Below are 22,396 nucleotides of genomic sequence, written 5' to 3'. Positions count from 1 at the left end.
CCGCCGCGCGCCACGCGGCCGGGCCGCCTCCGGCCCCCCGGAGGGCCCGCCGCCCAAGAAGCTGCGCAAGCGGCTCAAGTGGGTGGCCATATCCGTCGTCGGCGTGCTGCTCCTGGGCGCCGGCGGCATCTACGGCTACTACGAGTATCTGAACAGCCGACTCAAGACGACCCCCAAGAACGCGGGTACCGACGCCCCCAAGGCGCCTGCCGACGCGTTCGGGCGCCGACCCCTCAACATCCTGCTGATCGGCTCCGACAGCCGTGTCGGCGCGGGGAACGAGGGCTACGGCGACGCGGGTCACGAAGGCTTGGCCGACACCACGATCTTGATGCACATCTCGGCGGACCGCTCCAACGCGACGCTGGTCAGCATCCCGCGCGACACGATGGTCAAGGTCCCCAAGTGCACCGTGAAGGGGAAGGTCTGGGAGCCGGTGAACTCCTTCCCCTTCAACGAGACGCTCACCCGCGGCGGACCGCAGTGCACGGTCTCCACCGTCGACACCATGCTCGGCCTCCAGGTCGACCACTACATCATGATCGACTTCAAGGGCGTCAAGGAGATGACCTCGGCCGTCGGTGGCGTGCCGGTGTGCCTCAGCGCCGCGATCAACGACCCCGTCCTGCCCAACCACGGCGGCGGCACCGACCTGTTCCTCAAGGCCGGCCCCCAGCGCCTCGCGGGTGAGAACGCACTCAAGTTCCTGCGCGCCCGGCACGCGTTCGGCGACGGCAGCGACCTGTCCCGGATCGAGGCCCAGAAGGGCTTCCTGATGTCGCTCGCGCGTGAGGTCAAGGGCAACGCGTCGCTGACCAACGTCGACGGCATGTTCAAGATCGCCAACACGGCCGTCAACAACCTCACCGTCGACGACGGCCTCGGCGGCATCGACAAGCTGATCGCGCTCGGCAACGAGATCAAGAAGGTCCCCGAGAAGCGGATGGCCTTCACCACGCTGCCCAACCAGCCCTACCCGCCCAACCCGAAGCAGCGCGTCGAGCAGGCCCAGCCGGCCGCCAAGCAGTTGTGGGCCGCGGTCGCCGCCGACAGCCCGTTGACCGAGGGCGACAAGGACGCGTCCCCGCCGGCCGAGGCGCAGCCCCCGGCCGCGCCGCCGCCCGCCGTGCCGACCACCCCCACCGCGCCCGACGTCGACGCGAGCAAGATCCAGGTCTACGTCACCAACGGTGGCGGCGTGAACGCCAAGGGCAAGGAGGTGGCGGACGTGCTCAAGGACAAGAAGTTCCAGGTACCGGTCTTCCGTACCGCCCAGGCCAAGGTCGCGTCGAGCGTGGTCAACTACCCGGTGGGCCAGAAGAATTCGGCCCTCGCGGTCGCCGCCGCGGTCGGGCTGCCGGCCACCGCGATCCACGAGACCGCCCAGCGGGCCAACTCGCTGGAGCTGGTGATCGGCAAGGACTTCCCGCCCGGCGGCACCGCGACCGCGCCCTCGGGCCCGCCGGCCGCGTCGGCGCCGCCCGAGCCGCCGTCCGCGAGCACGCTCAAGCAGCAGACGGCCGATCAGACGGTCTGCGCGCCGAAGAAGGGCAGCTGACCCGGAGTCGAGGCACCACCCGACGGGCGGGGCCGATGCGATCGCATCGGCCCCGCCCGTCGGCGTACCGGTGCCGGGTCGCCTCGATCGTGGTCGGGGATCGCCGTCGGGACGGAGGCGGTGGACGGGAGCACCGCCCGCGGCGCGCGGAAGTCCGTTCGGGAACGGCGGAGTTGCCTCGTTCCGCTCTTCCGCGGTTGGTCGGGAGGGAATTCCGAGAACCGTTCCCAAAAGGGTGTTGACGCGTCGTCCGACACTGATCACCCTGAGTGTGGCGGTCGTTCGCGAGGGGACGACGAGGCGCCCGGGAAGTGCCCCGAGGTTCCTCGACGAAGTGGGACCGTCGCCGTTCCGGGCTTCGTCGCGGTGCCCGGAGCGCGCGAGGGCCCCGGACAGGGCGATCCTGTCCGGGGCCCGCATGCGTGGTGGCCGACACGTGTGCACCGACGGCGACGCGCTGCGGGGCGACCTGCGGCGAGCCGGTCGGACCCGGTCGGACCCGGTCGACCTACTTGACGGCCACCGGATTCACCGGGGTGCCGACGCCGCCCACGAAGGGCTCCGGCGAGGCTTCCAGGAAGAATTCGTACACGCCGTCCTCGGCGCAGTCCGCGGCCAGTTCCTCCAGGTTCCAGTTCTGCCCCTGGAGCATGCCCATCTCCACGAGGTGGAGGGCGTGCACGGCCATGAACGCGTTCTCGATCTCCGGCGGGAAGACCTCGAAGGTCACCGTGTCGTTGGCCACTGCCGCGACGTCGCGCGCGTGGAACCACTCGGGGCAGTACACCGACAGGCCCGGGCCGTAGAAGTACATGTCCTTCTCGCCCGCGAAGTACTGCCGGATCTGGCCCGTGCGCACGAGCACGATGTCGCCGGCGCGCACCTTGACGTTGCCGAGCGTCTCGGCGGCCTCCAGGTCGGCGGGGGTGACCGCGTACTCGGGCGGCAGGATGTCCAGGCCCTTCGCGCGCGCCACGTCGAGCAGCACGCCGCGCGAGACCAGGGTCTTGACGTTGTGGATGCCGAGCTTTCGCGCGCCCTCCTCCGCCGTGACCGTCTCCTTCGCGGAGTGGCCGTTGTACAGGCGGTCGTCGTAGGTCGCGTGGGTGAGCCCGTCCCAGTGCGTGCCGGCCTGGATGCCCATGACGACCGAGTCGTCGCTCGTGGCCACCGTGCCGGGGCCGAACACCTCGTGGTTGACCAGGAAGGTGGTCCGCTTGGGGTTGTCGCGGCCCGGGATCATCCCGTTCTGGATGCCGTCCTCGCGCAGCTCCACGGCCAGCGAGAAGCGCTTGCCGGTGCGCACGCAGCCGGCGGCGGCCTTGACCACGTCGTCCGTGATCAGGTTCATCGTCCCGATCTCGTCCTCCTGGCCCCATCGGCCCCAGTTGTTGACACGCGCGGCCAGTTCACGGAACTCGGGGGGCAGCGACATAGGGGGCCTCCTCCAGGCGGTGCCACGTGCGACACGTGACGACACGTACTCAAGCCGATGCTGACGTACTGATGCCGATGCCGACACGCACGCGAAGCAGATGCCGACACAGCGGAACCCGACCACCGCACTGTCGAGAATCGACGGGCGCGCCGGCGAGTAGTTGTGTGCTGCGGCACTCTATCCGGGAAAACTAACGGATCGTCAGATAATGTCGAGAGGGCGTTCTCACAGACTCCCGGCCTTGCGTGTCGGGTGATCCGAGGCGCATACCGACCGACCCGAGACGGGCTTCGCGCCCTCGAATTCCGGGGCCTACCGGCAGGCCACCGACAAGGAGCGGACAACACATGGGTGACTTCCTCACGGGCAAGGTAATCGCGGTCACCGGCGCGGGCCGGGGCATCGGCCGGGCCGTCGCGCTCGCCGCCGCCGCGCACGGCGCGAAGGTCGTCGTCAACGACTACGGGGTCGCGATGGACGGCAGCGAGCCGACCAGCGAGGTCGCCGACGCCGTCGTGAAGGAGATCGAGGCGCTCGGCGGCGAGGCCGTCGCGGTCGCCGACTCCGTGGCCTCGATGGAGGGCGGCGCGCGCATCGTCAACGCCGGCGTCGAGAAGTGGGGCCGTATCGACGGCGTCGTGACGGTCGCGGGCAACCTGCGTGAGCGCATGCTGTTCAACATGACCGAGGACGAGTGGGACAGCGTCATCGCGACCCACCTCAAGGGCACCTTCACCGTCGTGCAGGCCGCCTCGAAGGTCATGAAGACCCAGGGCTTCGGTTCGATCGTCGGCTTCACGTCGGGCGTCTACGCGGTCGGCTCGGTCGCGCAGGCGAACTACGCGGCGGCCAAGGGCGGCATCGTGTCGTTCGTGCGCTCGGCCGCGCTGGGCCTGAACAAGTACGGCGTCAACGCCAACTGCGTCGCGCCGGTGGCCCGTACCCGCATGTCCGAGGGTGTGCCGCAGACGCTCAAGGAGATCGGCGAGCCCGAGGACGTCGCCGAGCTCGTGGTCTTCCTGCTCTCCGACCACGCGAAGGACATCACCGGGCAGGTCTACACGACCGCCGGGCCCAAGATCGCGCTGTGGGACCAGCCGCACGAGATCAAGACGATGTACACGTCGGACCGCTGGACGGCCGAGGAGATCGCCGAGAAGCTCCCGACCCAGATCGGCCAGGACCCGATGCCGGTCCTCGCGCAGCTCAAGGAGTACGCGGCCGCCGCGGCCAAGAAGAAGGCCGCCGAGGCCGCTGCCGCCGCCGGGAACTGAAACCGCGTCCGGTAGGCCGTCACGCGCGCGGGGCTCGGTGTGGCGAGCCCCGCGCGCGACACGTCGCACGGCACCGGGCCGACGCCCCAGGGTTCGGCCCGCGGTACGCCGCCAAAGAGGATGGGACAGGCTGTGGATTTCCGGTACAGCGCCGAGGACGAGGAGTTCCGGGCCGAGGTCCGCGAGTGGCTCCGGGAGAACCTCTCCGGTGAATTCGCCGCGGCCGTCGGTACCGGCGGTCCCGGCAGCGAGCACGAGCACTTCGAGATCCGCCGCGCGTGGGAATTGCGGCTGGGCGAGGGCGGGTGGATCGGTCTCGACTGGCCGAAGCAGTACGGGGGGCGCGAGGCGTCCCTCATGCAGCAGGTGATCTTCGGCGAGGAGTACGCGCGGGCCCAGGCGCCCGGCCGGGTCAACCACATGGGCGAGAACCTCCTCGGCCCCACCGTCCTCGCGTTCGGCACCGACGAGCAAAAGGCCCGCTTCCTGCCCGCCATCGCGCGCGGCGAGGAACTGTGGTGCCAGGGCTACTCCGAGCCGGGGGCCGGCTCCGACCTGTCCAATCTGCGCACCGGCGGCACCGTCGACCCGCAGTCGGGCGACTGGCTGATCAACGGCCAGAAGGTGTGGACCTCGCTCGCGCACGAGGCGAACTGGTGCTTCGTGCTCGCCCGCACCGACCCCGCGTCGCAGCGGCACAAGGGCATCACCTTCCTGCTCGCGCCGATGGACCAGCCGGGCATCGAGATCCGTCCGATCGTCCAGCTCACCGGCACGAGCGAGTTCAACGAGGTCTTCTTCGACAACGCGCGGGCCAAGGCCGAGCACGTGGTCGGCGAGGTCGGGGCCGGCTGGGGGGTCGCGATGGGCCTGCTCGCGTTCGAGCGTGGCGTGTCCACCCTCGCCCAGCAGATCGGCTTCGAGATCGAGTTGGCCAAGATCGTCGACGAGGCCAAGGCCAACGGCGCGATCGAGGACGCGACGCTGCGCGATCGACTGCTGCAGAGCTGGATCGACCTCAAGGTGCTGCGCTGCAACGCGCTGCGCACCCTCGGCTCCCCCGGTCCCGGCGCGGCCTCGGTGGCCAAGCTGGTGTGGGCCGGCTGGCACCAGCGGCTCGGCACGCTCGCGATGGACGTCGGTGGCGCGGTCGCCACGCTGGCTGCCGAGGCGCCGTACGAACTGTCCGAAGCGCAGCGGCTTTTCCTGTTCACCAAGTCCGACACTCTCTACGGCGGGTCGAACGAGGTACAGCGCAACATCATCGCCGAGCGCGTTCTCGGCATGCCCCGTGAACCGCGAGGAGACGCCAAGTGAGCCCCACCACCTTCAGCGCCCCGGCCTACGTCGAGGGCCACGGCCTGTTGACCGGCAAGACCGTCCTGATCACCGCCGCGGCCGGCACCGGCATCGGCTTCGCCGCGGCCAAGCGGGCGGCCGAGGAAGGCGCCGTGATCGCGATCAGCGACAAGCACGAACGCCGGCTCGGCGAAGCCGCCGACGAACTCGCCAAGCTGATCGGCTCGCGCCCGCTCGCGGTGCCGTGCGACGTCACCGTCGAGGAGGACGTGCAGAACCTGATCGACACCGCCGCGCGCGAACTCGGCGGCATCGACGTGCTGATCAACAACGCCGGGCTCGGCGGCGAGGCCAACCTCGTCGACATGACCGACGCGCAGTGGGACCTCGTGATGAACGTGACCCTCAACGGCACGTTTCGGTGCACCCGGGCGGCGCTGCGGCACATGCAGCCGCGCGGCAAGGGGGTCATCGTCAACAACGCCTCCGTGCTCGGCTGGCGCGCGCAAAAGGGCCAGGCGCACTATGCCGCGGCCAAGGCGGGCGTGATGGCCCTGACCCGCTGCTCGGCGGTCGAGGCCGCCGAGTTCGGCGTCCGCGTCAACGCGGTCGCGCCGAGCATCGCGATGCACGCCTTCCTCGCGAAGGCGTCGTCGGAGGAACTGCTCGACGAACTGTCCTCACGCGAGGCGTTCGGCCGGGCGGCCGAGCCGTGGGAGGTCGCGAACGTGATGATCTTCCTCGCGTCGGACTACTCGTCGTACATGACGGGCGAAGTGGTGTCGGTGAGTTCGCAGCGCGCCTGACCCCGACGGCGGGCCCACCGATGGCACGCCGGCCTGACGTCGAGAACGCTGACGGCACGTCAAAAGCGTTGCCGGGGCCCGGGTATCAGTCCTCGCAGGGACCGACGACCCGGGCTTTCGCGCGCGCCGGCCCAGTCGGGCCCGCGACTTCCGCGCGCCAGCAGGTCGAGCACGTCGGGCAGCAGATCCCCCACGTGATAAGGCGGGCCGTCGGGGTCGGCGGCGGCGGACTCCTCGGTGTCGGGGTCCACTGCCGCCCACTCGACCTCGCACCAAGCGTGTTCTCGGCCACATCGCGGGCATGAATTTCCGCTCATGTCCACCAACGATAGGTGGTCGATCGCGGACGCGCCGTAACTTTTCCGGACTTGTCCAGAACCGTTTGGTCGGCCGGATCCCGCCGTAGGCACAGGCGTTCGCTCTTGATCACACGGATCATGGCCCGCCACTCGAAATGAACCCGGGCCGGTGTTACCTTGATCTGACTATCCGTCAGGTTCTGTGCCGGCTGCCTCACCTGCACGTACACAGGTGAGGCTGCCGGCATGGGCGCGCCCCGAAAGGCGACCCGTGGACTTCGACTTCTCCCCCGACCAGACCGCGTTCAGCGAGAAGGTCGAGCGGTTTCTCGACGCCAACCCCGATACCGAAGTGTTCGACGTGACCCGGGAGAACATGGCCCAGGTCGTCGACACCCCCGCACGCCGTGCGTACATGCGCAAGATGGCCGACCAAGGCTGGCTCGGCATCACCTGGCCCGAAGAGTGGGGCGGCCAGGACGGCGACGGGGTCTACGAATACCTCCTCAACGAAGCTCTCGCCGGGCGCGGTGGACCGCAGATCGGCAAGGGCGTCGGCATCATCGGCAAGACGCTTCTCGCGCACGGCAGCGACAAGCTCAAGGCCGAGTTCCTGCCCAAGATCCTCAACAACGACGTCGAATTCGCGGTCGGCTACAGCGAGCCCGAGGCGGGCTCGGACGCCGCGTCGATGAAGCTGCGGGCCGTGCGCGACGGCGCCGGCTGGCGCCTGAACGGCCAGAAGACCTGGACCACGTCGGCGCACTTCGCCGAGTGGTACTGGGTCGGCGCGCGCACCGATCCCGATGCGCCCAAGCACCACGGCATCACGCTGTTCCTGGTCCCGATGGATCACCCGGGCATCACCGTCCGCGGTATCTGGACGATGGGTGACGAGCGCACCAACGACGTCTTCTTCGACGACGTCTGGGTCTCCGACGACTATGTGGTCGGCGAGCTCAACAAGGGCTTCCAGTACATCTCGCAGGCGCTCGACCTGGAGCGCTTCACGATGTTCTCGTTCGCCCCGATCCAGCAGCGGCTGAACGTGCTCACCGAGTACATCGGCGAGGCCACCCGCGACGACGAGCCGCTGCGCGAGGACCCGATCGTGCGCAAGCAGGTCGCCACGCTGGTGACCGAGGCCGCCGTGGCCCGCCTGCTCGGGCTGCGCGTGGTGGCCGCCGCGGCCGGTGGCGGCAAGCCGCCCACCGTCGAGGCGTCGGGCTACAAGCTGTACGCGACCGAGCTGTCCAAGCGGCTCGCCAACGCGTCGATGGACATCGCCTCGCCGGGCACCCAGCTGCGGGTGGGCACCGAGGATGCGCCGATGACCGGTCGGGCCGACTCGACCTACCGCTACACGGTGCTCGACACCATCGGCGGCGGCACCTCCGAGGTGCAGAAGAACATCATCTCCCGCCGCGGCCTCGGCCTTCCGAAGAACTTCTGACAGGGCGTCAGAGTCGTGTCCGGAGAGTTCCTGGAAGGCGTCACCGTATTGGATCTCGCGAGCGTGGGCCCCGCCGCCCGTGCCTCGCGCTGGTTGGCGGACTACGGGGCCGACGTGATCAAGGTCGGCCCCGTCCCGGCCAAGAGCGGCGTGCAGATCGCGCCTCCCTACTACTCGTACAGCGCGCACCGGCGGATGAAGCGCGTGCTGGTGGACATGAAGGCCCCCGACGGTCGCGAGGCGTTCCTCAAGCTCGTCGAGACCGCCGACGTGGTCATCGAGAGCTTCCGGCCCGGGGTCGTGGACCGCCTGGGCATCGGTCCGGAAGCGGTCGCGGCGCGCAACCCGCGCATCGTGTACTGCTCGACGTCCGGCTTCGGCCAGGACGGCCCGCACTCGCAACAGGCCGGGCACGACCTGAACTACCTGGGCACGGGCGGATTCCTGCACATGTCCGGGCCCGGCGCGGACGGCGGTCCGCCGATCCCCGGCGCGACCGTGGCCGACAGCGCGGGCGGCGGCATGCACGCCGTGATCGCGATCATGGGCGCGCTGTTTCGCCGGCAGAACACCGGGGAGGGCGCCCGCCTGGATGTCTCGGTGGCCGACGGCATGCTCGCGCTGATGGCGCTCGGCGTCGACGAGTTCCTCGCCACCGGGGTCGAACCCGAGCCGCGGCACGGCATCTTGACCGGCCGCTACGCGTGCTACGACACCTATCGCGCCCGCGACGGCAAGTGGCTCGCGGTCGCCGCGATCGAGGGCCGGTTCTGGGCGAACCTGTGCCGGCTCGTCGGTCTGGACAAGTGGGCCCCGCGTCAGCTCGACGACGACGCGCAGGACGCGATCCGGGCCGACCTGGCCGCGGCGTTCGCGACCCGCGACCGTGACGACTGGGTCGCCGAGTTGGCTCCGGCCGACACGTGCGTCTCGGCCGTACTGTCCGTCCCCGAGCTGCTCGACGACCCGCAGTACCTGGCGCGTGGCGCATTCACCACCGCCAAGCACCCGGTTCAGGGCGAGTTCCGCCAGGTCGGCCCGGTACTGGCCGGCCAGCAGGCGCCCTCGGACCCGTACCCGGTCCGGGAATCCGGGATCACCGACACCGACGAGCTGCTCGCGGCGGCCGGGCTCAGCCCCGACCGGATCGCCGAGCTTCGCGCTTTTGGAGTGGTCGCATGACGGCACTGGACAGCACGCTGCCCGAGGACGTGGCAGCGCTCATCGGCGAATTCCAGTACGAGAAGCGGGGTGAGTTCCCCGTCGAACGCGGCTACATCTGGACGTCGTGCGCGTCGGTACAGAACGGCAACCCCGTGTTCTGGGACGAGAAGGTCGCGAACGAGATCACCGGCGGCCCGATCGCCCCGCTGAGCCTGCTCTCGGCGTGGGCCCGGCCGCACTACTGGGCACCCGGCGCGGACGGCGAGCAGCTGTCCCTCCAGGTGCACTTCGACCTCAAGATCCGCTTCGAACTGCCCGAGGCGATCATGACCGACAACACCAACGTGTTCTACGAACCGGTGCGCCTCGGCGACATCGTGACGTCGCGTCAGATACTCAAGTCGGTCAGCGGCGAGAAGCGCACCAAGCTCGGCGTCGGCCGCTTCTGGGTCATCGACGTCGAGTACCACAACCAGGACGGCGCCCTGCTCGGCACCGAGTCCTACACCGGTTACGGCTACCGACGGGAGGCCACGGCATGAGCGGTTCGACCCTCGATCAACTGACGCTGGATCAACTGACCAAGGGCGACGCGCTGCCGACGTTCGTCGTCGACGTCACCGCGACCACGGTCATCCTGGGCGCGTTGGCCACCCGCGACTGGCGGCCGATGCACCACGACCACAAGTTCGCGGTGGAGCGCCAGGGTGTGCAGGACATCTTCCTGAACACCCCGAACCAGGCCGCCTGGTTCGAGCGCTACCTCAACGACTGGACGGGCTCGCGCGGGCGGATCGGCCGGATGGTGTTCCGGATGACCAACTCGGTCTTCCCCGGTGACGCCATGCAGCTCTCCGGCACAGTGGACGAGGTCTCGGTGGACGAGACCGGCTGCGGTTGGGTCCGCGCCGAGATCTCGTTGACCGTCGGCGACGAGGTCCGCACCACCGCCACCGCGCGAATCGCGTTGCCCACCACCCCCGAAGACAACCCGTGGGACCGGCGCGGCGAGCGCTGGAAGCCCTAGAGGAGACGCGCGATGGACCTCGATTTCACCCAGGAACAGGACATCCTCCGAGAGACCGTGCGGGGCCTGACCGCCCGTCACGCCGACCTCGGTGTCGTTCGCGAGCTCGAGAACGACCCGGTCGGGTACCCCAAGGACTTCTGGAACAAGCTCGGCGAGTCCGGTCTCACCGGCCTGACCCTGCCCGAGAAGTGGGGCGGGTCGGAGATGACCACGCTCGACGCGGCCGTGGTCTACGAGGAGTTGGGGCGTTCACTCGCCCCGACCCCGCACTTCGTCAGCTCGGTACTGGTCGGCGGGGTACTGGCCGCGGCCGGCACCGACGCGCAGCGTGACCGCCACCTGCCGGGCATCGCCGCCGGCACCACGATCGCGAGCGTCGCGTGGCTGGAGCCCGATCGCGGCTACGGCGGCAAGGGCGTGACCCTGGCGGCCCGCGCGGTGGGCGAGGGCCACGTGCTCTCCGGCGTCAAGCGCCACGTCGCGTACGCGGCGGCGGCCGACGTACTGCTCGTGCTCGCCCGTACCGGCACCGCAGGCACCCCCGGCGACCCTGCGGTGGGCGTCTCGCTGTTCCTCGTCGACCCCAAGGCCGACGGCGTCACGCTCACCCAGCAGAAGACGATCGCGTCCGACACCCAGTACCGCGTCGAACTCGACGACGTCGCAGGCGAGTTGGTCGGCACGGCCGGCGCCGGTTGGCCAATCTGGTCCGACGTCCTGCACGACGGCCTGATCCTGCTCGCGGCCCAGGCCGTGGGCGGCGCCAAGCGCGCCCTGGAGATCACCGTCGAATACGCCAAGCACCGCAAGCAGTTCGACAAGCCGCTCGGCGCCTTCCAGGCGATCGCGCACAACCTGTCGGACGCCTCGGTGGCCGTCGACGGCGCCGAAACCCTGGTCTGGGAGGCCGCCTGGTCCCGGGACAAGGGCCGCGACACCGCGCGCCTGGCCCCGATGGCCAAGCTCTTCGCGTGCCGCACCTACCGCGAGGTCACCGACCTCGCGGTGCACGTGCACGGCGGCATGGGCTTCACGTTGGAGTGCGACGTACAGCTGTACTTCCGCCGCGCCAAGTCCCTCCAGCTCAACTGGTGGGACGACCGCTACCTGGAGGAACTGATCGCGGCCGACGTCCTCGACAAGGACTGACCCGGTCGTAGTCCCGCCCTGGCCGCCCGGTTCTCGAACCGGGCGGCCATTGCCGTGCCCCCACGCCGTCAAGGTGTGCGGGACCGAGCCCTTTCCTTCGCGTACGTGGACCTGGCACGCAACTCCGCCCCGACTGCCGCCCGGACACCGAATCCGACGGCGACCACGGTCAGACCCGACAAAGCGGGATTGACGTAATCGGGAACGGCATCGGTCGCGTAGCTTTCCCCGTCGCTCGTCTCGCAGACGAATCGAATCGGGAGATAGTCCACCCGGTAGTCGACGATGTCTCGCACTTCCCAGCCCGGCGTACGGCACGGACGAATCGGTGACGAGTCGGCGCCGCCGTCCTCCGCGTCCAACACGGCGGCGGAAACGAAGAGCATGCCCCACCCGTACAGGGCGATCACGGCAGCGCCGGCAACGACCGCGAACCACAACGGCGCCGCCGAGCGGCTCGGTTTGCGCCCGCCACGCCGGACAAGCACGCCGAGAGCGTGGACGAGGCCGAAGGCGACCACCGATCCCACCACGATGATCAAAACGATCGACACTGTGCCTCCCGGTGGTCGAACGCAGGGGCGCCCGGCCCGCAAGGTGCGAAGAAACCGTGGCGCGAAGGCCGGATGGAGGGCCCACGCATCGGCCGATCCCAGCAGGCCGCCCGGCGAACCAACGTAACGGAGTCGGGTAGCACGGCCGATACCCGACTCCCCGGCTCGCGGCCCTCGAACGGCGCCGGATCACCGCCGACTCCCGTTAGTGCAACCGCAGTCCGGCGAGGAGGACTCCGACCATGCGACGGGCGTCGTAGCGGGAGTCCTTGTTCGCGCCGATGCACAGGTTGCCGACGCCGAACATCAGTTCCAGGGCCTGGATGTCGCGGCGGATCTCGCCCGCCGCGCCGGCGGCGTCGAGCAGCTCGGCGCACACGGGCACCAAGCGGTCGATGAAGTAGGCATGCAGCGTCGCGAAGCCGGCGTCGTCGGATTGGAACGCCTCGGCGAGGCCGTGCTTGGTGACCAGGAAGTCGACGAAGAGGTCGATCCAGCGCACCAGTGCGGTGTGCGGTGACGTGCTGCTCGCCAGCAGCGTGGGGCCGGCCTCGGCGCATGCCTCCACCTGGTGGCGGTAGACGGCGACAATGAGGTCGGCCCGGGTCGGGAAGTGGCGATAGATCGTCGCGACGCCCATGCCGGCCCGGGCCGCGATGTCGCGTACGGGCGCGTCGACCCCGGACTCGACGAAGGCCGCCGCAGCCGCTTCGAGCAGCGCTTCCTGGTTGCGCCGGGCGTCGGCCCGCTTCCGGGGAGCCGAGGATCCCGACCCACCGCCGCTGTCGGTATCGGTATCGGTGTCGGCCATCGCGCCATTGCCTCCGTCACTCGCTTGCAAACCGGAACATCGTTCCGTATCGTCATTGCCGGAACGGTGTTCCGTTTCCATTCATGATGTCAGAGCCGGGGCCGCGTGACCAAGCACGCATCGCCCCGCCCGACCACTCGCGCCCACTCGCGCCCACTCCCAAGGGAAACCCATGCGCCACCTCGATGAAACCGCCGACCGGCCCGCCCCCATCGTCTCGGTACGCCCGGTCGTACTGCCCGCCCCGGGCCGCGGAACGGACCTGCACGTGCGGGTCACCGCCCCCACGACCGGCGACGACCTACCCGTCATCGTCTTCTCCCACGGATTCGGCGAGTCGCTGGACGGATACGCCCCACTGGTCGACTTCTGGGCCGCGCACGGCTTCGTCGTCGTCCAGCCGACCCACCTCGACTCGCGGACGCTGAACCTGACCCCCGACGACCCCCGCTACCCCCGGATCTGGCGCATCCGGGTCGAGGACCTGACCCACGTCCTCGACCGGCTCGACCTCCTCGAAGCCGCTGTTCCCGGCCTCACCGACCGCCTCGACCACACCCGCATCGCCGTCGCCGGGCACTCCTGGGGCGCCCAGACCGCGAGCATGCTCCTGGGCGCGCGGGTCATCGGCAGCGACGACGCCCCCGGCGAGGACATGTCCGACCCGCGCGTCAAAGCCGGCGTACTGCTCGCCGTACCGGGCACCGGCGGCGCCGACCTGACACCGTTCGCCGCCGAGCATCTCCCCTTCATGAACCCGGACTTCACCCGGATGACCACGCCGGCCCTGATCGTCGCGGGCGACAAGGACCAATCCGCCCTCACCGTCCGGGGCCCCGAGTGGTTCGCGGACGCCTACGTCCTCAGCCCCGGCGCCAAGAGCCTGCTCACCCTGTTCGGGGGCGAACACTCACTCGGCGGCATCCCCGGATACGCCGTCACGGAGACGACCGACGAGAGCCCCGAACGGGTCGCCCTCCTCCGGCGCCTCAGCTCGGCCTTCCTTCGCAGCGCACTCGACCCCGCGGACACCGCATGGTCCACCGCGAGCGCCGAAGCCGGGGCGGGCACCGAGCCCCTGGGCCGGGTCGAATCCAAGTAACACCCCCGGGAAGGCCGCCCACCCCTGAGCGCGGCCACCCACCCTCCGCCCACTCTCCGCCCACCGGAAAGGGCCCCACACCATGCCCAGTTTCGGCATCATGACCGCCCCCATGCAGGTCGACTACTCCGACATCCTGACAGTCTGGCAGGAAGCGGACGCCATCCCCGAGATCGAACACGCCTGGCTGTTCGACCACCTCATGCCCATCGGCGGCCCCCTCGACGGACCGGCCCTCGAAGGCTGGACACTCCTCTCCGCCCTCGCCGCCCGGACCCGCCGGCTGCGCCTGGGCCTGCTCGTGACCAGCAACCGATTCCGGCCGCCCGCGATGCTCGCCAAGATCGCCACCACCGTCGACATCGTCTCCGGCGGACGACTCGACTTCGGCATCGGCGCCGGCTCCCGCCCCGACCACCCGCTCGCCCGCCGCGAGTACGAGGCACACGGCCTGCCCTTCCACGACTTCGCCCACTCGGTGGGCAGCCTCGCCGAGGCCTGCACCGTCATCCGGCGACTGTGGACCGAGCCCGAGCCGTTCGACTTCGACGGCGACTACGTCCACCTCACCGGCGCGTTCGGCGGCCCCAAACCGATCCAACACCCGCACCCCCCGATCCTGATCGGCGGCCGCTCCGCCGCGACCCTGCGCGTGGTCGCCGAGCACGCGAACCTGTGGAACATCCCCGGCGGAGACATCGACGACGTCACCAGCCGCAGCGCCCTACTGGACCGCTACTGCGCCGACATCGGCCGCGACCCGGCCTCGATCACCCGCTCGATCCACCTCCCGGTCTCCTACGACCACCCCGAGCACACCCGAACCGCAATCACCCAAGCCCTCACCGCCGGATTCACCCACATCGTCCTCGGCCTACCCGCGCCCTACCCCACCCACGTCGCACGGTGGGTCGCCGACGAACTGATCACCGCATCGAGCTAGGGTCCGGGCCAACCCGACCGAGCCCCCCTTCGGACCGCATCCGCACCCGCATCCGCCGACGCAGAGGTCACCCCCGTGGACATCCGCACAACGCACCACACCCTGTTGAGCCGCCTGCTACCCGACGACAAAGTGGACCAACTACCGGTACGCCAAGGCCAGTTCCACACCGTAGTCATCGGCTCGGACCGCGTCGTATGCCTGCCCCGCACCCGGGCAGCGGCCAACCGCCTCCCCCAACGAGCGGCTGCCCTGGCCACACTCGCCAAACTCGACCTCGGCTTCCACACACCCGAGCCACTGATACCAACCACTTCCAACGACCCCAACCACGAGACGCCGTTCCTGGTCCTCAGCCGCATCCCCGGTGAACCGTTGCCGGCCGACGCCCTCAACAAGGCCCACGTCGCCGGCACCGCAGCGGCGCAATACGCCCAGCTGCTGGCCGAGTTGGCCCACGCCGGCTCCGACAAGACGGTACGAGCAGCCTTGCCCCACGCATCCGAAGACCGATGGCGGCAATTCGCAGCAGGCGTACGCACAGAGCTGTTCGACCTGATGTCCGACAGCGGACGCCGACGAGCCGAACGCGAACTCGACGCACTCGACGACCTCCCCCACCTCACCGAGGCAGTCGTGCACGGCGACCTCGGCCCCGAGAACGTCCTATGGGAGTGGGAACACGGCCTGCCACACCTCACCGGAGTACTCGACTGGGACGACGTCACCCTAGGCGACCCGGCCGAGGACCTCGCAGCCATCGAAGCCGGCCACGGCCACACCTTCCTGGCACAGGTACTCACCCCGAACAGCCGGTCGAACAACGAACTCACCACCCGCATCACCACAATCCGCAACACCTTCGCCCTACAACAAGCCCTGTACGCCCAACGCGACAACGACCCCGAACAATTGGCAGACGGCCTCACCCACTACCGCTGAACCGAGACGGTCGTGGCACGACGGTCGAGCACCGACGAGAACCTCGACCGCAGGCACTGCGACCTCGGCCCGGCTCGCCGGCCTGACAACAAACTCACCACGGCCAACTCCACTCCGTATTCGTCGGCTCGGACCGCGTCGCATGTCCGCACCGCGCCCGCATCGGCCCACCGCCGGTCCGACCGAGCGGCAGGACCAAACCCTGATCTCGCAACAGCGCGGACGGGCGTACCGCTGCGTTGCCCCGCCGTTCGATCGAGTACTGCCTCACGCGGGTGTGACCGCAGCCATGATGTTGGCCATGACTCACACCGCTCGGCGCATGTTCGAGCTCCTGGAGCCGATCTGCCTGGTCACCTTCCTCGCCGACGAGTGCAACGAGGAGATGGCCGCGCTCGGCCACCGCACCTACTGGGACGGCTACTTCGCGAGCCGCGCCGCGCCGCTGGGGCGGGTGTCGGCGCAGGTCGTACACGCGGCCTTCTACAACTTCGCCGACGGGGAGGCCGCGCGGCACATCCCGAGCGCGTGGGAGAAAATCCCGCCCGAGGCGTCCGTCGCCGCGCGGGAGCGGGGTAGCGCGGCCTCCCTTCGGCGGATCCTCGGCGACGTGGCCGCCGACTCCCCGGGCCTGGTGCGCGCAGCCGACCTGACCACCAAAGCCGCGACGAGCGCGCCCACGGAAGGCCGGGTGATGTACGCCGGGATGCGCACCCTTCCGCTGCCGAGCGACCCGGTCGCCCTGCTGTGGCATTCCGCGACCATGCTGCGCGAGCACCGCGGCGACGGGCACATCGCCGCCCTCGTCGGCGCCCGCATCGGCGGCACGGAGGCCCACGTACTCGACGCGGTGGCGCAAGGCATCCATCCGCCGGAGTCGTTCGGGCGCATCCATCACCTGCCGAAGGAGCGACTGGCCGCGGTCATGGACGGTCTACGCGAACGCGGACTCGTCGACACGGACGGCCGATTCACCGACGCCGGCCGCGAGACCAAACAACACATCGAAGCCCTCACCGACGAACTCGCTGCCGCGCCGTACGACGCCCTCTCCCCCGCCGAGCTCGACGAATTGATCGCCGAACTCGAAACCATCACCGCAGTGTTGGTGGCCGCAGGATCGCAATGACGGGCAGCGACTGAGCGCGTGTGCAGTCCGCCGTTCGGAACGGCGGGGTTTCGGCCCGGTGTTCGCGCCCGGGGTGCGACGCACCCGGTAGACGGCTTGGCCTATCACCGCTGAGCGCACCGAGATCGCGTGCGCGCCGACGAACGCCTGCGTCGGAACGTCGCCAGGGCGAATATCCCCTGTGGTGGCGGTAGTTGCCGAGGCGGGTGACTTTTCGCGCCGGTGGGGGCACGACGGGGGTGGGGTTGGGTTCGGTTCGGCTTCTTGAGGCCGGGTTCGAAGGCTGCGGGACATTCAAGTCAAAGGCGCTGGTAGGGGCGGAGGGGCGCAAGCGGGTCCAGCAGCCCATAAGGGCCCTGACCCGGCTACTTCAGCGAGTCCAAAAAGTCGGACCAACCACACCCACTGAAGGTGACAACCGGACCCCCACTCACTTGAGAGTCACGAGCCAGGATGCCTTCTGCGCTCGGCGCGGTTTCGATGCGCGCCCCGTCGTCCTGGCTGTAGGTGGATTTACGCCACCGAGGGGGCATTTTCTCCAACGGACACCCTTCCTCCAGAGTCCGGTGACTTTCGAGTCACTTCCAAAAACTCAAAAAAGCGTCCCAAGAACTTCCTACGATCGCAAGAGTAGGCCCACGCTCCGCCTTCGAATCACGAGTAGCTACACCGTCTGCGATCGGGGCGACCTCGACACAGGCGTGATCGGCATTGGAGCGAGTGGCCTTCCGAAAGGGTCCCGACAGTACGAGGTCACGCTCGGCGCTCATTGCGTCTCCATCCTTGCCTCGCGGCCCAAGTGCCGTCCGGGACGCAACCCGGACGGCGCGTCACACCTCTACGGGGCGGACGTTGCCTGAAGCGGCGAGAGGAGCGGCCCCGACTTTCCCAGCTCCAGTCGAGTCTGCTCGCGCAACGCGTGAGCGCCTCTCTTCGAAGTGGTGCGCGCAGCGCGCCGCCCGCTTGCGCCCCTCCGCCCCTACCAGCGCCTTGGACTTGAATGTCCCGCAGCCCCCGACCCCGGCCTCAAGAAACCGAACCCAACCGAACCCCCGCCCCGTTGTGCCCCCGCTGGCACGGAAGGCACTCGCCTTAGTAGCTGTCCAGCAACGCTACGAACCGACCGATGGGCCGCGCGGAAGCGGCCATCGCGCCCACGTGCTCGCCGGCACCGGTCCGTCAACCTGAGCGATGACGGTCGCAACCACAGAAGATTCGGCGGTCCAACAGCCCGCTCTCGATTTTTTACTCATGGGTGAGGTGCAACCGCTGGTGCACCGATGAGGTGCGACAGTCCTTTTGTCAGCCGGCAGCGTCCGCCCACCGGTCCACCAGCACGCTTCGACGCCAAGATTGCGACACCGCTGTGGTCGCCACGTCCTACCTCAGCGCATCGACAAACGCACCCCAAGGTTCCCTACGGAACCGAATCTCCGGCCCCTGGCTGATCTTCGAATCCCGCGCATGAGCCGACGCTCCATCGGACGCGACTTCCACGCAGTGGGTGTCGGACGTGCTCCGCGAGGACTTCCGCCAGGTCAGAATGGCTGTAGTACTGATCAACGCTTTTCCCACCTGTCTTTGTAGTCTTCAAGAATCTGAAGCGACATCTTCTCGTCAAGTCCTGCGTGCAACAGACGCCGAATGTGACTGCGGGCACGGTTCACGCAAGCGGTCTCTTCAGTGTAGACAGCCCCTGTTACGGAACGAGTCGCACACAACGCTCCTGTCCCGCGCCCGGGAGAATTCGAACAGTGTAAATCCGCTTTCCAGTGCGGCCCGCGCCGAGGTACTGAAGGGGACGACGCAAATCGTGACGTTCGGTCGGCTTGCGAGAGCGATGAGATGTTGCAGCTGGTCTCGCATTACATAGGGACCGCAGGCGTGATCGGCATTGGAGCGGGATGCCTTTCGAAAGGCCCCAAGAAACATAAGGGCGCGCACAGTGCTCACTCGTTTCCGCTCAAAACGAGCACGGCTGAACCTCCCGCGAGAAGGTATCTTTACGCTGACTACGTCAGCGATCCGACAAAAGTGGTCCATTGATTGCCACCGAATCCGATGACTGGACTGCGGTTGAGCTTGGAATCGCGGATCACGACGTTCCTCTCAAGTGGGGCGATCTCTACGCAAGAACCGTCGTCCACACTGTATGAGGACTTGCGCCACCGAATCGAACCTTCTGTCTCAATCACGCTTCCTCCAAAATTCGGCGTACTCATCAATCATTTCGCACGAGTCTTCGCTGCTCAACGCCGCGTGCCGCAAGCGCTGAACCACGCGTCGGGCGCGAGTGATGTACACCTCGTCCCACGTAATCGTACGAGTAACAATAGCCCCTTGTTCCGAAAGGGCACTCCTCGATGCCCGATCAGGGCGACCTCCGCCCAATCCATCGAAGACCGTAAACGTACTCGCCAAAGCAGCATCCACGGCAGTCGAGTAAGGCACGATGATCACCTCGATGTTCGGCCGTCGCATTTTCTCGGCAAGATGGCGGAGTTGGTGATGCATCGCTTGCGGGCCGCCTACCTCGGTACGTAGCGCCGCTTCCGTAATTATTCCAGTGAACGACAAGGCCGGCTCGGCGCTCAAGAGTTCCTGCCGCTTCAGGCGCACGAGCACCAGGTCTTCCACCCGCTCGGGAGACCCGGAGTAGGTGCGTTGAGTGATCGAACGTGCGTATCGCTCCGTTTGTAGCAATCCCGGAATCCAGCTGATCTGAGCTTCCGTAACGGATCGAGCCGCTGCTTCCAGCCGAATGAACTCCACATAGTTCGCCGGGAGAACGTCGGCATAGGCGTCTGACCAGTGTTCGGTCCGGCCCTGGTCAGCCAACACGCCCTCCGCGAGCCCCAGCACCGACCCGCGCTGTTCGCCTGTGGCTCCGTACAGATCGAGCAGCCTCTCCACCTCCTTCAACGAAGCGGGCGACCTCTGGCCATTCTCCAAGCGACTCAGCACCGGAGCGGACAAGTCGGCGCTGGGTGCGGCCATCCGCAACGACAGCCCGCAGCCGGCCCTCAACTCCCTCAGAAGCGCGCCAAGATCCAGTTGATCGTCCGTCGAGTAGGCCATCGCCCTCCTTCCGTCTCAGGACAGTGTCCTACCCAGAGCGCCCGACGATGCGCCGAATCCCCGGGTGTTCCACGATTGAGTTGACGTGTTTCACGAAACACGTCACAGTGGTCAGTGATCACCCCTGGGAGTCGACTGACAACCTTTCGTGATCATAGGCCCGTGTCATGGCACCTGCGGATCTCGGCCGTACGGCCGTTGTTCCCGCCTATCCCGGCACAGGCCGCCTGCCCACCCGCGTCTTCTCGGGAGCTGCCATGCAGCCGAAGGCCCTGAAGCTGGATTTGCCCCTCGTAGAACTCTCCGTCAAGCGCACGCGCGACTGTGTGCGGGAGTTCTGCGTCGGCCGTGGGTTTCCCGCGTCCGTCATCGACTCGGCCGAGCTCATAGCCACGGAGTTGGCCACCAACGCGATCCGGCACGCGCGAGAGGCCTCCGTCTTCGCGGAGTTCACTCTGCTTCTGACACTCGACGGCGGGAAGCTCGACATCGCGGTGTGGGACTACTACTCGTCGCCGTGTCCACCGCTGCTCAAGCTCGCGGACATCCCGCTCGACGCACAGGGCGGGCGGGGACTCGCCCTGGTGCAGACCGACGCGACCGGCTTCACCTGGGCCCAAATGACCACAGGCAAGCTCGTTTCCGCGTGGATCCAGGTCACCGAACCACCCGCGCACCCCACGCCCAAGGCACCTGCCCAGCTCTCCTGACGGGCAACTCGCCGCCCCCACCCGCGAATCGCCGCCTGCGGTTCGGCGGGTCCTCGACGCCGGGCTCACTTCCGACCAGGGAGAAGGGCAGCGTCGACATCACCGCATCGAAATCATCCAACTCCCTCTCACCATCGGGAGATTCATCCATGCGCCATCCGCCGGATCCCGTACGGGTGGAAGTCGATCACCCTGCGAATCGCAACCCATACGCACCCCTCCTGGTCGCCGCCGGGAAGACCTTCGACGTCATCCAGGTCGACGAAGCCCTCGGCCGCGCCACCCTCGAAGTCCTGCGAGCGCGCGGCATCGCTCCGGGGCCGACCATCTTCGACCGCCGCTATCGCCGGATCGGGTTCCTGATCCCTCCCGAAGCCGTGAACCCACTGCCCGTTCGCGAACAGCGCTCCGGTCCGCGGCACCACGGCCAGGGCTCCTGGATCACCATCCCTCGGCCGAACGCCCTCCCCACCGACGCCCTCGTCTGGCTCGTCGAACCCGTCAACGAGCCGGACGGCCGAGCCCCTTGCACCCTGCGCACCCTTCGTCGCGCCATCCGTGAGGCAGCCCAACCCCCGCCGCGCTGATCCGAACTACCTTGCGGTACAAGCAGAAACTCGGAATCCGTCCGCCCCTACCGAGCGAGGGACCCTTGGTCACCGTCGCCTTCTCACAACGCCCGGCAGCCACCCGGCGAATCCGGCACGTAACGCTGGACATCGCCTGCCCGTACGCGCTGACCGCCACCGGCCACACCGGCACCGACTCCCACCCCACCTGCCCCGCCGACCGGAGCCCGACGACCGCCGACGACTGGTGTCGCGTCATCACCCAGGCCGTCGAACTCGGCGCTGAATCAGTGGAGTTCAGCGGCGGCGAGCCGACCACTCATCCGGCCTTCACCGAACTTCTCCGCCACGCGATCCACGCCCGCCTCGATATCGAGGTGCACACCGACCTCCGGCACGTCACCCGTCACCAATGGACGCTCTTCACCCACGAGAGAGTCCGCCTCGCAACGACGTGGCACTCCGACAACCCCGCCCGACACGACGCGATCACCCGTCACCCCGGCAGCCACCGCCGCACCCGAACCAACATCGTCATCGCGCTCGGCCTGCACATCCCGCTCCGCGTAGCGATCCCGCAGACGCAGTCCGACCGGCAGCCCGGCGCCGCGCCCGACGAACTGCTCTTCCTCGGTGTCCGACCGGACCGAATCACCCACGCCGAACCCCCCGACCGCAACAATCGCGCCCCCGACGCCCCGACCCCCTGTCCACACTGCCCCACCGACCACTTGGCCGTCCTGCCCAACGGCGACGTCACGCCCTGCGTCAACCGCCGGGACCTCGTCACCGGGAACGTCCGACGTCAACCACTCGCCGACATCGTCACCGGTCCCACCTGGCGAGCCCTGGCCACCACTGTGCGCGCATCGACAGCCCCCTCGACCGACCGTGACCACACGGGCCCCACTCACCACACCTCCCCGAACCGACGCGGCGACCAACTCGACTGACCCGCCGACGCGATGCCGACCTCGCCTCACCCCGGCTACGCAACCGAACAACAGCCGCCGGCCGGCCACCGCTCCACCACCCGATGCACCACACACACCGTGAGCACCGCAGGCACCGCAGGCACCGCAGGCACC

25 protein-coding genes are annotated in these 22,396 nt (G+C 68.6%); 16 read left to right on the top strand and 9 right to left on the bottom strand.

Features of this window, described 5'->3' with window-relative positions; translation table 11 throughout:
• On the top strand, positions 1-1,558 hold a 1,558-nt coding region (locus GT354_RS11860; RefSeq protein ID WP_161356257.1), incomplete at its 5' end, for an LCP family protein.
• 508 nt (positions 1,559-2,066) lie between these two features.
• On the opposite strand, the gene GT354_RS11855 is transcribed toward GT354_RS11860, so the two are convergent.
• The gene (locus GT354_RS11855; protein ID WP_161356256.1) at positions 2,067-2,993 is read right to left on the bottom strand and encodes a cyclase family protein; all 927 of its coding nucleotides are present in this window, start codon (positions 2,991-2,993) and stop codon (positions 2,067-2,069) included.
• Positions 2,994-3,343: 350 nt separating this feature from the next.
• Here GT354_RS11855 and GT354_RS11850 point away from each other — a divergent pair, with 350 nt between their 5' ends.
• The 3 genes from GT354_RS11850 to GT354_RS11840 all read left to right on the top strand — a co-directional run bounded on the left by GT354_RS11850 (position 3,344) and on the right by GT354_RS11840 (position 6,375).
• Positions 3,344-4,270 (top strand): SDR family oxidoreductase, encoded by a 927-nt coding sequence (locus GT354_RS11850; protein ID WP_161356255.1) that lies wholly within the window; start codon positions 3,344-3,346, stop codon positions 4,268-4,270.
• A 132-nt stretch (positions 4,271-4,402) separates the two neighbouring features.
• Positions 4,403-5,587, top strand: coding sequence for an acyl-CoA dehydrogenase family protein (locus tag GT354_RS11845; protein ID WP_346011990.1), 1,185 nt, complete (start codon positions 4,403-4,405; stop codon positions 5,585-5,587).
• Positions 5,584-6,375: an SDR family oxidoreductase gene (locus GT354_RS11840; protein ID WP_161356253.1), complete on the top strand. Its 792-nt coding sequence runs from the start codon at positions 5,584-5,586 to the stop codon at positions 6,373-6,375. Before GT354_RS11845 ends, GT354_RS11840 begins: the two co-directional genes overlap by 4 nt.
• A 59-nt stretch (positions 6,376-6,434) precedes the next feature.
• On the opposite strand, the gene GT354_RS11835 is transcribed toward GT354_RS11840, so the two are convergent.
• On the bottom strand, positions 6,435-6,692 hold the full coding sequence (locus GT354_RS11835) for a hypothetical protein (RefSeq protein ID WP_161356252.1): 258 nt from the start codon (positions 6,690-6,692) through the stop codon (positions 6,435-6,437).
• A gap of 253 nt (positions 6,693-6,945) precedes the next feature.
• Here GT354_RS11835 and GT354_RS11830 point away from each other — a divergent pair, with 253 nt between their 5' ends.
• Genes GT354_RS11830 through GT354_RS11810 form a run of 5 tightly spaced genes read left to right on the top strand, consistent with a single transcriptional unit; the run spans position 6,946 to position 11,470 of the window.
• On the top strand, positions 6,946-8,127 hold the full coding sequence (locus GT354_RS11830) for an acyl-CoA dehydrogenase family protein (protein ID WP_161356251.1): 1,182 nt from the start codon (positions 6,946-6,948) through the stop codon (positions 8,125-8,127).
• Positions 8,128-8,142: 15 nt separating this feature from the next.
• Positions 8,143-9,309, top strand: a complete 1,167-nt coding sequence (locus GT354_RS11825) for a CaiB/BaiF CoA-transferase family protein (protein WP_161356250.1) — start codon at positions 8,143-8,145, stop codon at positions 9,307-9,309.
• Positions 9,306-9,833, top strand: a complete 528-nt coding sequence (locus tag GT354_RS11820; RefSeq protein ID WP_161356249.1) for a MaoC family dehydratase N-terminal domain-containing protein — start codon at positions 9,306-9,308, stop codon at positions 9,831-9,833. The genes GT354_RS11825 and GT354_RS11820 overlap by 4 nt, the downstream gene beginning before the upstream one ends.
• Entirely contained in the window at positions 9,830-10,318 is a 489-nt protein-coding gene (locus GT354_RS11815; protein ID WP_161356248.1) for a MaoC/PaaZ C-terminal domain-containing protein, read from the top strand. The genes GT354_RS11820 and GT354_RS11815 overlap by 4 nt, the downstream gene beginning before the upstream one ends.
• A 12-nt stretch (positions 10,319-10,330) precedes the next feature.
• Entirely contained in the window at positions 10,331-11,470 is a 1,140-nt protein-coding gene (locus GT354_RS11810) for an acyl-CoA dehydrogenase family protein (protein WP_161356247.1), read from the top strand.
• 68 nt (positions 11,471-11,538) lie between these two features.
• On the opposite strand, the gene GT354_RS11805 is transcribed toward GT354_RS11810, so the two are convergent.
• A complete protein-coding gene (locus tag GT354_RS11805) occupies positions 11,539-12,024 on the bottom strand; it encodes a hypothetical protein (protein WP_346011989.1) in 486 nt (161 codons plus the stop codon).
• Between the two features lie 205 nt (positions 12,025-12,229).
• On the bottom strand, positions 12,230-12,835 hold the full coding sequence (locus GT354_RS11800; RefSeq protein ID WP_161356246.1) for a TetR/AcrR family transcriptional regulator: 606 nt from the start codon (positions 12,833-12,835) through the stop codon (positions 12,230-12,232).
• A gap of 172 nt (positions 12,836-13,007) precedes the next feature.
• On the opposite strand from GT354_RS11800, the gene GT354_RS11795 reads away from it, so the two are divergent.
• The 4 genes from GT354_RS11795 to GT354_RS11780 all read left to right on the top strand — a co-directional run bounded on the left by GT354_RS11795 (position 13,008) and on the right by GT354_RS11780 (position 16,951).
• Positions 13,008-13,937 carry a chlorophyllase gene (locus GT354_RS11795; protein ID WP_161356245.1) on the top strand — a complete coding sequence of 310 codons (930 nt, stop codon included), beginning with the start codon at positions 13,008-13,010 and terminating at the stop codon, positions 13,935-13,937.
• A gap of 100 nt (positions 13,938-14,037) precedes the next feature.
• Positions 14,038-14,880 (top strand): LLM class flavin-dependent oxidoreductase, encoded by an 843-nt coding sequence (locus GT354_RS11790; RefSeq protein WP_237534633.1) that lies wholly within the window; start codon positions 14,038-14,040, stop codon positions 14,878-14,880.
• A gap of 75 nt (positions 14,881-14,955) precedes the next feature.
• Positions 14,956-15,822 carry an aminoglycoside phosphotransferase family protein gene (locus GT354_RS11785; RefSeq protein WP_161356243.1) on the top strand — a complete coding sequence of 289 codons (867 nt, stop codon included), beginning with the start codon at positions 14,956-14,958 and terminating at the stop codon, positions 15,820-15,822.
• A gap of 301 nt (positions 15,823-16,123) precedes the next feature.
• The gene (locus GT354_RS11780; RefSeq protein WP_161356242.1) at positions 16,124-16,951 is read left to right on the top strand and encodes a MarR family transcriptional regulator; all 828 of its coding nucleotides are present in this window, start codon (positions 16,124-16,126) and stop codon (positions 16,949-16,951) included.
• A 365-nt stretch (positions 16,952-17,316) separates the two neighbouring features.
• On the opposite strand, the gene GT354_RS11775 is transcribed toward GT354_RS11780, so the two are convergent.
• From GT354_RS11775 to GT354_RS11755, 5 genes are all read right to left on the bottom strand, one after another.
• Positions 17,317-17,484, bottom strand: coding sequence for a DUF397 domain-containing protein (locus GT354_RS11775; protein ID WP_161356258.1), 168 nt, complete (start codon positions 17,482-17,484; stop codon positions 17,317-17,319).
• A gap of 45 nt (positions 17,485-17,529) precedes the next feature.
• On the bottom strand, positions 17,530-17,721 hold the full coding sequence (locus GT354_RS11770) for a DUF397 domain-containing protein (protein WP_161356241.1): 192 nt from the start codon (positions 17,719-17,721) through the stop codon (positions 17,530-17,532).
• A 610-nt stretch (positions 17,722-18,331) separates the two neighbouring features.
• Positions 18,332-18,526 (bottom strand): DUF397 domain-containing protein, encoded by a 195-nt coding sequence (locus GT354_RS11765; protein ID WP_346011987.1) that lies wholly within the window; start codon positions 18,524-18,526, stop codon positions 18,332-18,334.
• A gap of 437 nt (positions 18,527-18,963) precedes the next feature.
• The gene (locus tag GT354_RS11760) at positions 18,964-19,173 is read right to left on the bottom strand and encodes a DUF397 domain-containing protein (RefSeq protein ID WP_161356239.1); all 210 of its coding nucleotides are present in this window, start codon (positions 19,171-19,173) and stop codon (positions 18,964-18,966) included.
• Complete coding sequence (locus GT354_RS11755) at positions 19,139-20,029, bottom strand: helix-turn-helix transcriptional regulator (RefSeq protein WP_161356238.1); 891 nt, start codon at positions 20,027-20,029, stop codon at positions 19,139-19,141. Before GT354_RS11755 ends, GT354_RS11760 begins: the two co-directional genes overlap by 35 nt.
• A gap of 167 nt (positions 20,030-20,196) precedes the next feature.
• Here GT354_RS11755 and GT354_RS11750 point away from each other — a divergent pair, with 167 nt between their 5' ends.
• The 3 genes from GT354_RS11750 (at position 20,197) to GT354_RS11740 (ending at position 22,261) form a co-directional block, all read left to right on the top strand.
• The gene (locus GT354_RS11750) at positions 20,197-20,739 is read left to right on the top strand and encodes an ATP-binding protein (protein WP_161356237.1); all 543 of its coding nucleotides are present in this window, start codon (positions 20,197-20,199) and stop codon (positions 20,737-20,739) included.
• Between the two features lie 149 nt (positions 20,740-20,888).
• On the top strand, positions 20,889-21,326 hold the full coding sequence (locus GT354_RS11745; RefSeq protein ID WP_161356236.1) for a hypothetical protein: 438 nt from the start codon (positions 20,889-20,891) through the stop codon (positions 21,324-21,326).
• A gap of 65 nt (positions 21,327-21,391) precedes the next feature.
• Positions 21,392-22,261 carry a radical SAM/SPASM domain-containing protein gene (locus tag GT354_RS11740; protein ID WP_161356235.1) on the top strand — a complete coding sequence of 290 codons (870 nt, stop codon included), beginning with the start codon at positions 21,392-21,394 and terminating at the stop codon, positions 22,259-22,261.
• Positions 22,262-22,396 lie beyond the last annotated feature (135 nt).

Source organism: Streptomyces sp. SID3343 (genome assembly GCF_009865215.1).
Taxonomy (GTDB): domain Bacteria; phylum Actinomycetota; class Actinomycetes; order Streptomycetales; family Streptomycetaceae; genus Embleya.
This window is presented reverse-complemented; position numbering and strand designations above follow the sequence as displayed.

What these genes read in the sequence shown, in the direction of transcription:
- GT354_RS11855 (WP_161356256.1), bottom strand. Translation starts at nt 2,993, where the DNA reads ATGTCGCTGCCCCCCGAGTTCCGTGAACTGGCCGCGCGTGTCAACAAC.
- GT354_RS11850 (WP_161356255.1), top strand. Translation starts at nt 3,344, where the DNA reads ATGGGTGACTTCCTCACGGGCAAGGTAATCGCGGTCACCGGCGCGGGC.
- GT354_RS11835 (WP_161356252.1), bottom strand. Translation starts at nt 6,692, where the DNA reads ATGAGCGGAAATTCATGCCCGCGATGTGGCCGAGAACACGCTTGGTGC.
- GT354_RS11820 (WP_161356249.1), top strand. Translation starts at nt 9,306, where the DNA reads ATGACGGCACTGGACAGCACGCTGCCCGAGGACGTGGCAGCGCTCATC.
- GT354_RS11815 (WP_161356248.1), top strand. Translation starts at nt 9,830, where the DNA reads ATGAGCGGTTCGACCCTCGATCAACTGACGCTGGATCAACTGACCAAG.
- GT354_RS11810 (WP_161356247.1), top strand. Translation starts at nt 10,331, where the DNA reads ATGGACCTCGATTTCACCCAGGAACAGGACATCCTCCGAGAGACCGTG.
- GT354_RS11800 (WP_161356246.1), bottom strand. Translation starts at nt 12,835, where the DNA reads ATGGCCGACACCGATACCGATACCGACAGCGGCGGTGGGTCGGGATCC.
- GT354_RS11795 (WP_161356245.1), top strand. Translation starts at nt 13,008, where the DNA reads ATGCGCCACCTCGATGAAACCGCCGACCGGCCCGCCCCCATCGTCTCG.
- GT354_RS11790 (WP_237534633.1), top strand. Translation starts at nt 14,038, where the DNA reads ATGACCGCCCCCATGCAGGTCGACTACTCCGACATCCTGACAGTCTGG.
- GT354_RS11780 (WP_161356242.1), top strand. Translation starts at nt 16,124, where the DNA reads ATGACTCACACCGCTCGGCGCATGTTCGAGCTCCTGGAGCCGATCTGC.
- GT354_RS11775 (WP_161356258.1), bottom strand. Translation starts at nt 17,484, where the DNA reads ATGCCCCCTCGGTGGCGTAAATCCACCTACAGCCAGGACGACGGGGCG.
- GT354_RS11770 (WP_161356241.1), bottom strand. Translation starts at nt 17,721, where the DNA reads ATGAGCGCCGAGCGTGACCTCGTACTGTCGGGACCCTTTCGGAAGGCC.
- GT354_RS11760 (WP_161356239.1), bottom strand. Translation starts at nt 19,173, where the DNA reads ATGAGTACGCCGAATTTTGGAGGAAGCGTGATTGAGACAGAAGGTTCG.
- GT354_RS11755 (WP_161356238.1), bottom strand. Translation starts at nt 20,029, where the DNA reads ATGGCCTACTCGACGGACGATCAACTGGATCTTGGCGCGCTTCTGAGG.
- GT354_RS11750 (WP_161356237.1), top strand. Translation starts at nt 20,197, where the DNA reads ATGGCACCTGCGGATCTCGGCCGTACGGCCGTTGTTCCCGCCTATCCC.
- GT354_RS11745 (WP_161356236.1), top strand. Translation starts at nt 20,889, where the DNA reads ATGCGCCATCCGCCGGATCCCGTACGGGTGGAAGTCGATCACCCTGCG.